Origin of the sequence: Fructobacillus evanidus, assembly GCF_963580165.1 — a bacterium.
In the GTDB taxonomy this organism is placed as follows: Bacteria; Bacillota; Bacilli; order Lactobacillales; family Lactobacillaceae; genus Fructobacillus; species Fructobacillus evanidus.
Genome location: NZ_CAUZLM010000002.1, coordinates 160,358 through 174,040, shown reverse-complemented (window position 1 = coordinate 174,040; position 13,683 = coordinate 160,358). Strand labels below are relative to the sequence as shown.

10 protein-coding genes are annotated in these 13,683 nt (G+C 45.0%); 8 read left to right on the top strand and 2 right to left on the bottom strand.

Annotated elements, in window-relative coordinates; all coding sequences use genetic code 11:
• Nucleotides 1-39: 39 nt before the first annotated feature.
• The 7 genes from AABI08_RS02215 to uvrA all read left to right on the top strand — a co-directional run bounded on the left by AABI08_RS02215 (nt 40) and on the right by uvrA (nt 10,914).
• Complete coding sequence (locus AABI08_RS02215) at nt 40-1,269, top strand: glycosyltransferase family 4 protein (protein WP_338343457.1); 1,230 nt, start codon at nt 40-42, stop codon at nt 1,267-1,269.
• Between the two features lies 1 nt (nt 1,270).
• The gene (locus AABI08_RS02210) at nt 1,271-2,350 is read left to right on the top strand and encodes an LTA glycolipid anchor biosynthesis glycosyltransferase, IagA/BgsA family (protein ID WP_338343456.1); all 1,080 of its coding nucleotides are present in this window, start codon (nt 1,271-1,273) and stop codon (nt 2,348-2,350) included.
• A 10-nt stretch (nt 2,351-2,360) separates the two neighbouring features.
• Nucleotides 2,361-3,416, top strand: coding sequence for a lysylphosphatidylglycerol synthase transmembrane domain-containing protein (locus AABI08_RS02205; protein WP_338343455.1), 1,056 nt, complete (start codon nt 2,361-2,363; stop codon nt 3,414-3,416).
• A gap of 6 nt (nt 3,417-3,422) precedes the next feature.
• Complete coding sequence (locus AABI08_RS02200; RefSeq protein WP_047975370.1) at nt 3,423-3,683, top strand: DUF1797 family protein; 261 nt, start codon at nt 3,423-3,425, stop codon at nt 3,681-3,683.
• 20 nt (nt 3,684-3,703) lie between these two features.
• Nucleotides 3,704-5,818 (top strand): LTA synthase family protein, encoded by a 2,115-nt coding sequence (locus tag AABI08_RS02195; RefSeq protein WP_338343454.1) that lies wholly within the window; start codon nt 3,704-3,706, stop codon nt 5,816-5,818.
• Nucleotides 5,819-5,929: 111 nt separating this feature from the next.
• Nucleotides 5,930-7,939: an excinuclease ABC subunit UvrB gene (gene uvrB / locus AABI08_RS02190; protein WP_338343453.1), complete on the top strand. Its 2,010-nt coding sequence runs from the start codon at nt 5,930-5,932 to the stop codon at nt 7,937-7,939.
• A gap of 86 nt (nt 7,940-8,025) precedes the next feature.
• Nucleotides 8,026-10,914 (top strand): excinuclease ABC subunit UvrA, encoded by a 2,889-nt coding sequence (uvrA, locus tag AABI08_RS02185; RefSeq protein ID WP_338343452.1) that lies wholly within the window; start codon nt 8,026-8,028, stop codon nt 10,912-10,914.
• A gap of 87 nt (nt 10,915-11,001) precedes the next feature.
• On the opposite strand, the gene AABI08_RS02180 is transcribed toward uvrA, so the two are convergent.
• Both AABI08_RS02180 and AABI08_RS02175 read right to left on the bottom strand, forming a co-directional pair.
• Entirely contained in the window at nt 11,002-11,964 is a 963-nt protein-coding gene (locus tag AABI08_RS02180; RefSeq protein WP_338343451.1) for a thymidylate synthase, read from the bottom strand.
• A 79-nt stretch (nt 11,965-12,043) separates the two neighbouring features.
• Nucleotides 12,044-12,523, bottom strand: a complete 480-nt coding sequence (locus AABI08_RS02175) for a deoxycytidylate deaminase (protein ID WP_338343450.1) — start codon at nt 12,521-12,523, stop codon at nt 12,044-12,046.
• Nucleotides 12,524-12,631: 108 nt separating this feature from the next.
• On the opposite strand from AABI08_RS02175, the gene AABI08_RS02170 reads away from it, so the two are divergent.
• Entirely contained in the window at nt 12,632-13,483 is an 852-nt protein-coding gene (locus AABI08_RS02170; RefSeq protein WP_338343449.1) for a bifunctional 5,10-methylenetetrahydrofolate dehydrogenase/5,10-methenyltetrahydrofolate cyclohydrolase, read from the top strand.
• Nucleotides 13,484-13,683 lie beyond the last annotated feature (200 nt).

The window sequence follows — 13,683 nt, the reverse complement described above, 5'->3', positions numbered from 1 at the left end:
CTATGCCCAAGGGCAAAGCAACGAGCAATGGAGATTCCTATGAAAATTGGCTTATTTACGGATACTTATTTTCCACAGGTTTCCGGTGTCGCCACCTCAATTCAAACCTTAAAAAATGCTTTGGAGGCCCAGGGTCACGAAGTTTATATTTTTACGACCACCGATCCCAAGGTGGACAAGCAGACACCTGAAGAGGGGATTTATCGCTTTTCATCGATGCCCTATTTTGGCTTCAAGGATCGCCGATTGACTTTTCGTGGTTTGATTCAAGCTGTTGAAATTGCCCGTGACTTGGGCCTGGAAATCGTGCACACCCAGACGGAATTTTCATTGGGCTTAATCGGCAAGTATGTGGCCCGACGGCTAAAGATTCCGGTTATTCATACTTATCACACGCAATATGAAGATTACACACATTATGTGGCAAAAGGGATGCTAATCCGACCTAGTGCGGTCGGCCACATTGTCAAGGCTTACCTGAAGGGAATGGAAGGCGTCATCGCTCCTTCTGAGCGGGTCAAAGAAAGCCTGCTTAGTTATGGTGTGACGATTCCAATTCCAGTGATTCCAACCGGTGTGGCGATTCCAAAAAGAGAAACTCATCACGATATTCGTCAGCAGTACGGTTTGGCCGAAAATCAGCCGGTGATTCTGTCTTTGGGACGGCTAGCCTTTGAAAAAAATGTTGCTTTGACGATTTCCGCCTTTTCGGAACTTCTGCAGACGATTCCGGATGCAAAGCTCATGATTGCTGGAGACGGCCCAGCCAAGAAATCCCTGGAAGAACAGGTCGAAGACATGGGCTTGCAGGATGCCATTATTTTTACGGGCATGATTAATCATGACCAGGTCGGTGACTATTATCGAATGGCCAATGTTTTCGTTTCTTCATCCGATAGTGAAACACAAGGGTTGACTTTTATTGAAGCCTTGGCTGCTGACCGGCCCTTTGTCGCCGTTCGTTCACCTTATTTGGAAGAAGTGGTGACAGACAAGGCGATTGGGACTTTGATTGACGATTACGACGAATTCCTAGCCGCCACATTATATTATTTACAACATTCTGATACAGCCGCCGATGATCAAATTCGAGCAGCAGCAGTAAAAAATGTTGACGCAACAACCTTTGCGAACCGAGTCTTTAACTTTTATGACCAGGTTTTGCAAGATTACCACCATGATGACGATGATGACGATTCAGACCAGTTAACGGATGAAGAAGTCGGCTATATCAAACGTCTCTTACGCAACCCCTTTAGGAGAAGCTAACTTGAAGGTTCTGTTATATTTTGAAAACCAAAAATTAATTGCCAAATCAGGCATCGGTCGGGCCATGCGCTTGCAACAAGAAGCGCTGGCACCAATTGAAGATGTTGAGGTAACGACTGACCCCAAGTGTACGGACTATGATATCTTGCATATCAACACTTATGGTGTGAAATCGATGTATATGGTCAAGAAGGCGCATAAAATGGGGAAAAAGGTGGTTTACCACGCCCATTCAACCTACGAAGACTTTCGCAATTCATTCTTTGCCTCAAACTTGATTGCTCCCTTGTATAAGAAGTACTTGGTGGCGCTCTATGGCCAAGCCGATGCTTTGATTACACCAACACCGTATTCAAAGTCACTTTTGGAAAACTATGGCCTCACACAGCCAATTTATCCAGTTTCAAATGGAATCCGTTTGAGTAAATATGCAAACGATCCCAAAAAGATTCAAGCCTACAAGGATTACTTTGATATCCAGCCAGGTCAGAAAGTGGTGATGTCTGTCGGTCTGTTCTTTGAGCGCAAGGGAATTTTCGACTTTGTTGAGTTAGCCAAGCGCCACCCAGAAGTTACCTTTATTTGGTTTGGTCATACCAACCCCGCCATCTTGCCACGTAAGATTCGCCGGGTTGTCTTTGGTGGCGAACATCCCAAAAACCTAATTTTCCCTGGTTACTTATCGGGGGACGTGATTTTAGGGGCTTTTGCTGGGGCTGATTTGTTCTTGTATCCATCCTATGAAGAAACAGAAGGAATCGTCGTCTTAGAAGCCTTGGCCTCTAAGCAACGCCTCCTGGTACGTGATATTCCGGTTTATGATTCTTGGCTGAAGGACGGCGTTAATAGCTATAAGGCTGAAGACTTAGAAGACTTTGACCGTCAAATGGTTGCCATTTTAGCCGGTGAAAAATCAGATTTGACGCAGGCTGGTTTCCAAGTTGCACAAGAAAGAGATTTAAACCGAGTTGGAGAAATTCTTGCTGAGGTTTATCAAGCGGTTTTAGAGAATCGCGCCTTGTCATTTAACGCTGACCAGGACGGGGCGCTTGTGCCAGCTTGGTCGACGAATCGGTCCTAGGAGATTCTTGATGGACGTTTTAAAATCCAAAAAAAACCAATTATCGGCCTTACTTGTTCTTGTTTTAACAGGTTTAACTATCTATTACTTGACGAGGGAATTAAATGGCCGTGAAAAGCAGTTAGAGGCCGCACTGAAAGTCTTGGACTGGCATTTTCTTGTTCTGGCATTGTTGACGATGATTCTTTCGTTGGTGCTTGAGGCATTGGCGACTAGATCGCTGCTTAGTTCTGTTGACCGAAAAAACACCACTTGGGGAACTTTAATCCGAGTGCCGTTGCTCAACCAGTTGGGGATTGGGTTAACGCCCTTTGCCTCTGGAGGACAGCCAGCGCAACTATATGCATTAACTCGAGGGAAAATCGAAGGAAGTCGGGCTTTGTCCGTGACCTTAATGAAGTTTTTGGTATATCAGGTTGTGGTCGTTTTGTTCTTTATTGTTGGCTATGTGGCTGCCGACTCATTTATTTACAAAAACGTTGACCCAACTTTTGCTACCTTCATTCCTTTTGCCATCGCCATCCATGCCGTTGTGATTATTGGCCTGCTCTTGGTGATGTTTTGGCCAAAGCTGTCTTTGAAGGTTGTTGAATGGTCTGGTCGTGCTGCACAAAAGTTTATGAGTGCTAGTCGGGTTAAAAAATTAGTTGACACAGCAGAAGATAAGGTCAATAATTTCCATCAGGAGTCAAAACGTGTTGCCCGCTCAGCTAAATCACTTTGTGTGGCAACGCTTTGGACGGCTCTACAATTAATTGCCTTTTACCTGGTACCGTATTTTGTTATTAGGGCCTTTGGTTATGGCTCCGTTAACCCCTGGCTGATTTTAACAATGAACATTATGATTGTGATGGTCATTTCGTTGTTTCCAATTCCAGGTGGTGTTGGGGGAGCAGAGTTGTCCTTTCAACTTCTCTTTACGCCTTTCGTTAAGAACCCAGCGACTTTAGTCTTGGTTATCTTAATTTGGCGAATCATTACCTATTACTTCTGTCTCTTTGCTGGTATTTTAGCCTATGTAATTCCTAATAAGGAACAACGGTTGGCAAAGCAACAAAAGGAGTGACAAAGAATGGATGATTTAGCCAGTAAAAGTGTTTTAACAACGATATTAAACCGGCTCTTTGCCATGGAAAAATCAACGGACCAGCGTTTTCAAGTTCGACGTTTTGATTCCTATGGTTTAGAGGTTTTAAAGGTAACCCTTGATCAAGAAGACAAGGTTTGGACAATCGAAGAACACCGGCGCAATAAGCAATATAAATTTGATGATGTTGATTTGGTCGCCATCGAGATTTATGACCTCCTCTTCGATATTCAACATACCTTTTAAGTTTTGTGAGGAAAACCGATATGTTAGCTCGTCTCAAAGATGCATTCAAGCCAAACAAGCTCTGGCAAAAGTTGAAGAATACCAAGGCTTTTTGGACTAGTATTAGTGGCTTTTTTGTCTTGAACCTTTTTTTTGTGTGGTTAAAGACCTATATTAATTACCACATCAATTTTTCCCTGGGAGTCCAAGGACCAATCCAAGATTTCTTGCTTTTCTTGAACCCAATCCCAACGGCCATTATTTTGCTCGGGATTGCGCTCTACTTCCGTGGGAAAGTGGCCTATATTTTAGCTTGGGTGATGAATTTAATTCAGACCATTTGGCTATTTGCCAACATTCTTTATTATCGTGAATTTTCTGATTTCTTATCCTTTGGGATTATGGGATCGGGTTCATCAACGGGAAATAATCTTGGGAAGTCGATTGCGGCCATTATTCGCCCAACCGATTTCTTAGTTTATGTCGACTTGGTTGTCATGGCCGTTGTCTTACTCTTTAAGCTTTGGCCCATCGATAAGCAAGCCATTCAAAAGCGCTATGCCATTTTAACAACCGTTTTGGGAATTGTTTTAATGTTGGTTGATTTTGGAGTGGCTTCGGTTGACCGATCCGGCTTGTTGACGCGTTCATTTGATAACAACTATATTGTCAAATACTTAGGCTTGAATGAATATGCAGCTTTTAATGCTTGGCAAACCAATAATCAAAACAAGTCTCGTAAGGAAGCCAGTGCGGCTGATTTACAAAAGGTTCAAGATTTCTTGAAGCAAAATTCCGTTCCAGCCAATATTTCTTATACGGGAACCGAAAAGGGTAAGAATGTCTTTGTCATCCATCTTGAATCCTTCCAGCAGTTCCTAATTGATTACAAGGTGGACGGCCGTGAAGTCACACCAAACTTAAACGCCTTCTATCACGATCAAAATACGCTTTCGTTTGATAACTTCTACAACCAGGTTGGTCAAGGAAAGACATCTGATGCTGAAATGATGCAGGAAAATTCCTTGTATGGACTTTCAACCGGATCTGCCATGACCAAGTACGGATCAAGCAATACCTTTGAAGCAATTCCGGCTATCCTGGGTCAACAAGGTTATACTTCAGCTGCCTTCCACGGTGATGTGCCAACCTTCTGGAACCGAAACAATACTTATAAGTCCTTTGGTTATAACTACTTCTTCTCAAAGAACTTCTATAAGGATAGCGATAATCCAAGTTATAACGTCGGTTACGGCATGAAGGATAAGATTTTCTTGAAGGATACTGCTCAGTACATCGAGCAGTTACCTCAGCCATTTTATGCCAAGTTAATTACGGTGACGAACCACTATCCATACGAAATGGATAAGGAAGATACTGATTTTCCAGCCACGAAGACTGGTGACAATACAGTTGATGGTTATGTCCAGACTGCCCACTACCTTGATGAAGCCTTCGGTGAACTGATGGCTTACCTTAAGCAAGCAGGGTTGTATGATAATTCAGTCTTTGTCTTGTACGGTGACCACTATGGTATTTCTGAAAACCATAAGCCTGCCATTGCGAAGCTGCTTGGTAAGAGTTCTGTTAGTGACTATGATTTGGCCCAGTTCCAAAAGGTGCCATTCATGATTCACGCAACGGGCTTGCAAGGTGGTATCAACGATACCTATGGTGGTGAAATCGATATGATGCCAACCTTGATGAACCTTCTTGGGGTCTCAACGGACGGTATGACGATGTTCGGCCATGACCTGTTGTCGACTCAGAATCCACAAATTGTGGCTTTCCGTGATGGTGATTGGACGACGCCAACCTATACGAAGTATAAGAATCAGTACTTCGATAGTAAGACTGGTCAAAAACTGTCCATTGATAGTAATCCAGCGTTAAAGGCAACGGCCCAGCGGGTTCAATCTTACGTTGACGAGTCGCTGTCAAATTCTGATAAAGTGATTACCGGTGATTTGCTACGTTTTGATAAGAACCGTTGGAACTTCCATAAGATTGATAAAAAATCGTATGATTACACGAAAGCCAATACGCTAAAAGCGTTGAAGGCGAGTCAGTCGTCGAGTCCAACTTCAATTTTGGCCTTGCGTAATGGTCAATCGACTGTATCGGATTACAAAACGGATGCACCGGAGTTAAAATAAAAAACAAAACAGGAAAACGAACACGTTCAAGTAATAGAACATGTGTTCGTTTTTTGTTATATTTGTTATAATATCCCTGAGTGATTTTTTACCAGGCGAGGAGGAGTTATCTTGATTACACCGCAAAAGGATCAAAGCTTTGAAGTTGTTTCAAAGTACCAACCGACTGGTGATCAGCCAAAAGCCATTGATAAGCTTGTTAAGGGTTTAAAAAATGGCGTCAAAGAGCAAATATTGCTCGGGGCAACTGGAACCGGAAAAACATTTACGATTTCCAATGTGATTGCCCAAAATAATAAGCCAACCTTGGTCTTGTCACATAATAAGACCTTGGCTGGTCAGCTTTATTCAGAATTAAAGGAATTCTTTCCACACAACGCGGTTGAATACTTCGTTTCCTACTATGATTACTACCAGCCAGAAGCTTATGTGCCTTCTTCGGACACCTTTATTGAAAAGGATTCCGCGATTAATGATGAAATTGACCAGTTGCGTAACTCGGCAACGGCTTCATTGTTTGAACGCAATGACACGATTGTTGTCGCCTCAGTATCATCAATCTTTGGTTTGGGTGACCCTCACCAATATCAGAACCACGTGATTTCTCTGCGAGTCGGTAACGAATATGGGCGCAACCAATTGATGCGCGACCTGATTGACATTCAATTTACCCGTAACGATATTGACTTCCAGCGTGGAACCTTCCGAGTGCGAGGCGATGTGATTGAAATCTTCCCGGCTTCCCAGGATGAATTGGCCATGCGAGTCGAATTTTTCGGTGACGAAATTGACCGTATTCGACAAATTTCAGCCTTGACCGGGCAGGTGGTCTCGGAACGTGACCATGTCGCCATTTTCCCAGCTAAACACTTCATGACCGATGATGAACGGATGAAGGAAGCATTGGTTGGTATTCGCCAAGAAATGGAAGACCAGGTCAAGGAGTTTGAAAAAGAGGGAAAGCTCCTGGAAGCCCAGCGAATCAAGCAGCGAACTGAATATGATTTAGCAATGTTGAATGAAATGGGCTTTACATCTGGTATTGAAAACTATTCACGCTGGATGGACGGTCGCAAAGAGGGGGAACCACCATTTACCCTTCTTGATTTCTTCCCCGATGATTTTTTGATTGTTGTCGATGAAAGTCACGTGACGATGCCACAAGTTCGTGGGATGTACAATGGTGACCGCGCCCGGAAGAAGACTTTAGTTGATTACGGTTTTCGTTTGCCTTCAGCACTGGATAACCGTCCTCTGCAGCTTCCAGAGTTTGAAAAGCACGTTAATCAAATTATTTATATGTCCGCTACACCGGGTGATTACGAACTTTCTCGGGTGCCAAAGCGTGATATTGTCGAGCAGATTATTCGACCAACCGGTTTGCTTGATCCAGAAGTTGAAGTTCGCCCAGTGATGGGCCAAATCGATGATTTAGTGGGTGAAATTAACCTACGAGTTGAACGAAATGAGCGTGTCTTTATTACCACGTTGACGAAGCGGATGTCAGAAGATTTGACGGACTATTTGAAGGACGTTGGTATCAAAGTAGCTTACCTTCATTCCGATGTTAAGACGCTTGAGCGAACGGCGATTATCCGTGATTTACGTTTGGGCAAGTACGATGTGCTAGTCGGCATTAACTTGTTGCGTGAAGGAATTGATGTCCCTGAAACTTCTCTGGTAGCCATTTTGGACGCTGATAAGGAAGGCTTCTTGCGTAATCCACGCTCGCTGATCCAAACGATTGGCCGAGCTGCCCGGAATGCAAATGGCCACGTGATTATGTATGCCGATAAGGTGACACGCTCCATGCAGGAAGCCATGGATGAAACGGCTCGCCGCCGTGATATTCAGATGGCTTATAACAAGGAGCATGGCATTACGCCACAGACAATTAAAAAGGAAATTCGCGACTTAATTAGTGCAAGTAAGGCGGCTGAAGAGGTTGAAGATGTTGACTTGACGCAAGTCGACTTTGCTGATTTGCCAAAATCAGATCAGACCGAAATTTTGGAAAACCTCACTAGCCAAATGAAGGCTGCGGCGAAGGGCTTAGACTTTGAGACGGCTGCTAAGATTCGCGATAATATTATGAAATTAAGGAAACGGGCCGGCCGGTAAGGGTTGGCCTCAGGTCACCGATGTGATAAAACAGGGGTGAACTGGCCAAGCGGGTTGGTGCTCGTTTGACCATGAAAGAGGATTTTATGGCGAAAGATAAAATTGAAATTCGCGGGGCTCGTGCCCATAATTTAAAAAATATTGATGTTGATATTCCAAAGGAATCTCTCACGGTTGTGACTGGTTTATCCGGCTCTGGAAAGTCTTCTCTCGCTTTTGATACCCTCTATGCCGAGGGTCAGCGTCGCTATGTGGAATCATTGTCCGCCTATGCCCGCCAATTTTTGGGGCAGATGGATAAGCCCGACGTCGATTCCATTGATGGCCTTTCACCGGCCATTTCCATTGATCAAAAGACAACTTCGAATAATCCGCGGTCAACGGTGGGAACGGTAACCGAAATTTCGGATTATTTCCGTTTGTTGTTTGCTCGTGTGGGGAAGCCTGACGACCCCAAGGATGGGACGAAAATCCTTCATTCGATTGATCAGATGGTCGAATACGCTCAAAAAGAGTTACCGGAGGGGACCCGTTTGCAGGTCTTTGCGCCGATTATCCAGCACAAAAAAGGAACTCACGAGAAGGCCTTTGCCCAGATGCAAAAGCAGGGCTATTTACGAGCTCGCATTGACGGTGAGATTGTCGAACTTGATACAGTTGATGACCTCGCTTTGGAACGCAATCGTTTCCATGATATCGATGTTCTGGTGGATCGAATTGTTTTGCGTGCTGATGCCCGGTCCCGCCTTTTCGATTCGATTGAGGCGGCCACAAACCTAGCGGGTGGCTTAGTCGTTTTGGAACCGGTTGGCCGTGGTGACGAGGAAGTTCCTGCGCCATTGCGGTTCTCAGATCACTATTTGGGTGACCTGAAAGATTTTAAGGTTGGTCGGTTGGAACCGCGACTCTTTTCTTTCAACGCGCCGATGGGGGCTTGTCCTGTTTGTCAGGGGCTTGGGGCGACTCAGGAGGTTGATTTAGACCTCGTCGTGCCAGATGATACTTTGACGTTGAAACAGGGTGCTCTGGCGCCTTGGAACCCAATTTCTTCTAATTACTATCCCGCATTGTTGGAACAGTTCTGTGAACAATTTGGCATTGATCAAAATGTGCCCTTTATGGACTTGCCAAAGAAGGACCAGGACCTGATTTTGTATGGGTCGGGTGAAAAGGAATTCCACTTCCATTTCCAAAATGATTTTGGTGGTGTTCGTGATGCTGACCAGGTTTTTGAAGGGGTGATGAACAACGTTTCCCGCCGTTATAAGGAAACTAATTCTGACTTCACCCGGGACCAGATGGCTCAATATATGACGCAACTGACCTGTCCAGCATGTCATGGGTACCGGTTGAATCCAGCGGCCTTGTCCATCAAGGTTGGTGGCCGCAATATTGGTGATGTCACGAATTTGCCGGTTAATGAGGAATTGGCTTATTTTGCTGATTTGACCTTTGGCCCCCAAGACCAAGAAATTGCCCAACCCATCTTAAAGGAAATTCAAGATCGACTTGGCTTCTTACGGTCGGTTGGTCTTGATTACCTGACGTTGTCTCGGTCAGCTTCAACTTTGTCCGGTGGGGAATCGCAGCGAATTCGATTGGCCACGCAAATTGGTTCAAACCTGTCTGGAGTTCTCTACGTTTTGGATGAACCATCGATTGGTTTGCACCAGCGTGATAATGACAAACTCTTAGCATCGATGCAGTCGATGCGTGATTTGGGCAATACGCTGGTTGTCGTTGAACACGATGAGGATACCATGGAGGCCGCCGACTATTTGATTGATGTTGGTCCTGGGGCTGGATCGCTTGGTGGCCAAATTATGGCTGCTGGCACACCGGCCGAAGTTATGAAGAATCCCAAATCTTTGACTGGTCAGTACCTCTCAGGAAAGCGTTATATTCCGGTACCGAAGTCTCGTCGCAAGGGTAATGGCGAAGAAATTGTTATTCGGGGAGCAAAGGAAAATAACCTGAAAAACATTACGGCGAAGTTTCCATTAGGGAAGTTTGTGGCCGTTACGGGGGTTTCTGGATCGGGTAAGTCGACACTGGTGAATACCATTTTGAAACGGGTTTTGAAGCAAAAGCTCAACAAGAATTCGAATAAGCCCGGTGCTTACCGTTCGGTTGAAGGAATTGAAAACCTAGAGCAAGTGGTCGACATCGACCAATCGCCAATCGGTCGAACGCCACGGTCGAATCCTGCAACCTATACGGGTGTCTTCGATGATATTCGCGAGTTGTTTGCCCAAACAAATGAGGCCAAGCTTCGTGGCTATTCCAAGGGACGGTTCTCCTTCAATACGAAGGGGGGCCGCTGTGAAAATTGTCGCGGTGATGGGGTCATCAAGATTGAGATGAACTTCTTACCGGATGTTTACGTGGCCTGTGAGGTCTGTGGTGGCACTCGCTACAACTCCGAAACGCTGGAAGTCACTTATAAGGATAAGACGATCTCTCAGGTCTTGGATATGACGGCCAAGGAAGCCCTCGACTTCTTTGCACCAATTCCAAAGATTGCGCGTCGCTTGCAAACAATCAATGATGTTGGTTTGGGCTATGTCAAATTAGGCCAGTCCGCAACAACCCTATCAGGTGGGGAGGCACAGCGAATGAAGTTGGCTTCTGAGTTACATCGTCGGACAAATGGGAAGACGATTTATATCCTCGATGAACCAACAACTGGTTTGCACACCGATGACATTGCCCGCCTGCTAACGGTTTTGAACCGCCTGGTTGATGCCGGCAATACGGTCGTCGTTATCGAACACAACCTGGACGTGATTAAGTCAGCCGACTGGTTGATTGATTTGGGCCCAGAGGGTGGTGCCGGCGGTGGTAAGATTCTGGTCACTGGGACACCGGAAAAGGTGGCGAAAAACACCGAATCTTATACGGCTAAGTATTTGAAAAAGATTATGGAGCGGGATATCGCTCGTGAAAAGCGTGATGAAAAATCAGCGCAGCCCTAAAGAATAATAAAAACGGCAGTGACCATCAAAATGAGATGGTCACTGCCGTTTTGTCTTCTAATGCTAATCGGAAGTGAATAGCTTTGCTTAAACCGCAACCGCACCGCGGATAGCCGGTTCTGATTCATAATCCAAAATTTTAATGTCATCCATGGTGTAGTCAAAAATTGACTTGACCTCGGGGTTCAACCAAAGTTTTGGCAATGGATGCATTGGCCGACTGATTTGTTCTTTGACCTGGTCGACGTGATTCTTGTAGATGTGGGTGTCGCCGATAGTGTGGACAAAGTCACCGACTTCCAGACCGGTTTGGGCTGCAATCATGTGAATCAACAGCGAGTAAGAAGCGATGTTGAAAGGAACACCTAAGAAAAAGTCACCCGAGCGTTGGTAAAGTTGTGCTGAAAGCTTACCCTCGCTGACGTAGTATTGTGACAAAACGTGGCAGGATGGTAGTGGTGCCTGGGGCGTCGTTTCGGCATTCCAAGCAGACAAAATCAAACGCCGAGAGTTCGGATTGTTCTTGATTTGGTCGATTAAGTTGCTGATTTGGTCTGTGGTGCCACCATCGGGCAAAACAGATGCCCATGACCGCCAGAGCTTACCGTAAACTTCACCGATATACCCGTACTTTTCCATAAAGTCATCATCGTTTAAGATTTTGTCGACGAAGATGTCCTTTTGTTTCTGGTAGAGGGCATTGAATTCGGCATCGGTTTGTGAACGTAAGCCAAAATCAGTCATGTCTGGTCCGCTATATTCATCGGACTCAATCCAGTTTTTAAAGGCCCATTCGTCCCAGATATGGTTATTGTTTTGCAACAAGAAGCGGATGTTATTATCACCGCGCAAGAACCAGAGCAATTCTGATTTGATTAGCTTGAAGAAAACTTTTTTAGTGGTTAAAAGAGGAAAGCCTTCCTGGAGGTCAAAGCGCATTTGTGTCCCGAAGATGGAATAGGTTCCGGTCCCGGTCCGATCGTCCTTGTAGTGGCCTTCGTTCAAAATTTTAGCGGCCAGATCGAGGTAAGTTTGTTCGTTTTGACTCATGAGTAAGTCCCCTTTAATAAAAATTCGTCCTTCTCAGTATAGCAAAAAAGCAAGGAATCCTCCTTGCTTTTTCTTGGGTTTAGTCTTTAATAAATTGGGCGAGGTTAATTTGTTCTGCCGTCTGTTTTTCAAAGGGAACTTGGACTAGGGCAACGTTTTTTTCTTCTAAGAGGGATTCCGCGAAATCGTCATTACGATAGTCGCGCATGAAGTTAATCTTGGTAATGCCTGCTTGAAGTAAAAGTTTCGTACATTGCACGCAGGGAACGTCGGTTACATAGACCTCTGACCCCTCAACGGCAATGCCCATTGAGGCGGCTTGCATGAGGGCGTTTTGTTCAGCGTGAACGGCTCTGATACAGTGACCATCAACGATATAGTCGCCAACTTCCGTACAATGAGGGGTACCAGAAACGGCACCGTTGTAACCAGAGGCGATAATGCGATGGTCTTTCACAAGGATGGCACCAACGTGCCGCCTAGTACAAGTTGACCGGGTTGAGAGGATGGCAGCTTGTGCGATAAAGTATTGATCCCAAGAAATACGGTTGTCAGACATAAAAAATTACCTTTCTGTAAACAAAAAACGGTTTTATTCTGATAAAATGGTCTTACAAAGATATTTTATAATAAAACGTTCGGAAAATCAGGAACAAGGAGAAACATAATGGCAACTATTTTAGACGGAAAGGCCCTGTCAAAGGACCTCAAAATCGCACTGGCGGACAAGGTCAAGGAATCGGGGTTGAGTCCAAAGTTAGCGGTTGTTTTTGATCCAAAAAATGATGGATCACGTCTTTATGTTGGCATGAAGCAACGAGCAGCAGCCAAGGTTGGTATTGCCACTGAAGATATTGCGGTTGCTGACGATGTGACAACAGAAGCCGTCTTAAAGATTGTAGCAGATTTGAACGCAGATCCAAGCGTGACTGGTATTTTGGTTCAGGCACCATTGCCAGAAGCCGTCAACGACCAACAAGTTTTCTCAGCCATCGCCCCAGAAAAGGATGTTGATGGATTAGGTGCTTTCAACCAAGGGATGCTCTTTGGTGACCAACCTGGTGAATACGCCGTAGCAGCCACTCCTCAAGGGGTGATGACGATGTTGAAGCACTATGACATCGACTTGCATGGGAAAAAGGCTGTTGTCGTTGGCCGTTCTCAACTCTTTGGTCGCCCAATGGCTGCTTTGTTGAACAACGCGAACGCAACGGTGACGTTAGCTCACCGTTACACACCACGTGAAATGCTCTTGGATGTCTTAAAGGATGCAGACATCGTTGTTGTTGGGGTTGGGATTGCTAACTTTATTACTGGTGACCAAATCAAGGATGGTGCCGTTTTGGTTGATGTTGGGATGAACGTTGTGGACGGCAAGACAACCGGTGATATCGAATTCGCTTCGGCCGAAAAGAAAGCTTCCTTCATTACACCAGTTCCAGGTGGTGTTGGTCCGATGACCATCGCCACTCTGTTGGAAAATACTTTCGCAGCGGCTTTGAGCCAAGAAAAAAATTAGTAAAAATTAATAAGTATTATTTAAAGGATCGAATCCATTGAATTCGGTCTTTTTTTCTACTAGAAGTCAGGCCAATCGAGGATTTTGACTTCTTTTTTTCTTCAAAGATTTCTCCGTCTAATCCAATAGTGCGTATAAGTAGCGATGCAGTAAAAAATTAGCTACCCGAACGCTTTTTGATTGAGCCATTTTTTGCTGAC

Excerpts from the sequence above, each read along its gene's own strand:
- AABI08_RS02175 (WP_338343450.1), bottom strand. The coding sequence starts at position 12,523 with ATGTCTGACAACCGTATTTCTTGGGATCAATACTTTATCGCACAAGCT.
- AABI08_RS02200 (WP_047975370.1), top strand. The coding sequence starts at position 3,423 with ATGGATGATTTAGCCAGTAAAAGTGTTTTAACAACGATATTAAACCGG.
- AABI08_RS02195 (WP_338343454.1), top strand. The coding sequence starts at position 3,704 with ATGTTAGCTCGTCTCAAAGATGCATTCAAGCCAAACAAGCTCTGGCAA.
- AABI08_RS02215 (WP_338343457.1), top strand. The coding sequence starts at position 40 with ATGAAAATTGGCTTATTTACGGATACTTATTTTCCACAGGTTTCCGGT.
- AABI08_RS02205 (WP_338343455.1), top strand. The coding sequence starts at position 2,361 with ATGGACGTTTTAAAATCCAAAAAAAACCAATTATCGGCCTTACTTGTT.
- AABI08_RS02180 (WP_338343451.1), bottom strand. The coding sequence starts at position 11,964 with ATGAGTCAAAACGAACAAACTTACCTCGATCTGGCCGCTAAAATTTTG.
- uvrA (WP_338343452.1), top strand. The coding sequence starts at position 8,026 with ATGGCGAAAGATAAAATTGAAATTCGCGGGGCTCGTGCCCATAATTTA.
- AABI08_RS02170 (WP_338343449.1), top strand. The coding sequence starts at position 12,632 with ATGGCAACTATTTTAGACGGAAAGGCCCTGTCAAAGGACCTCAAAATC.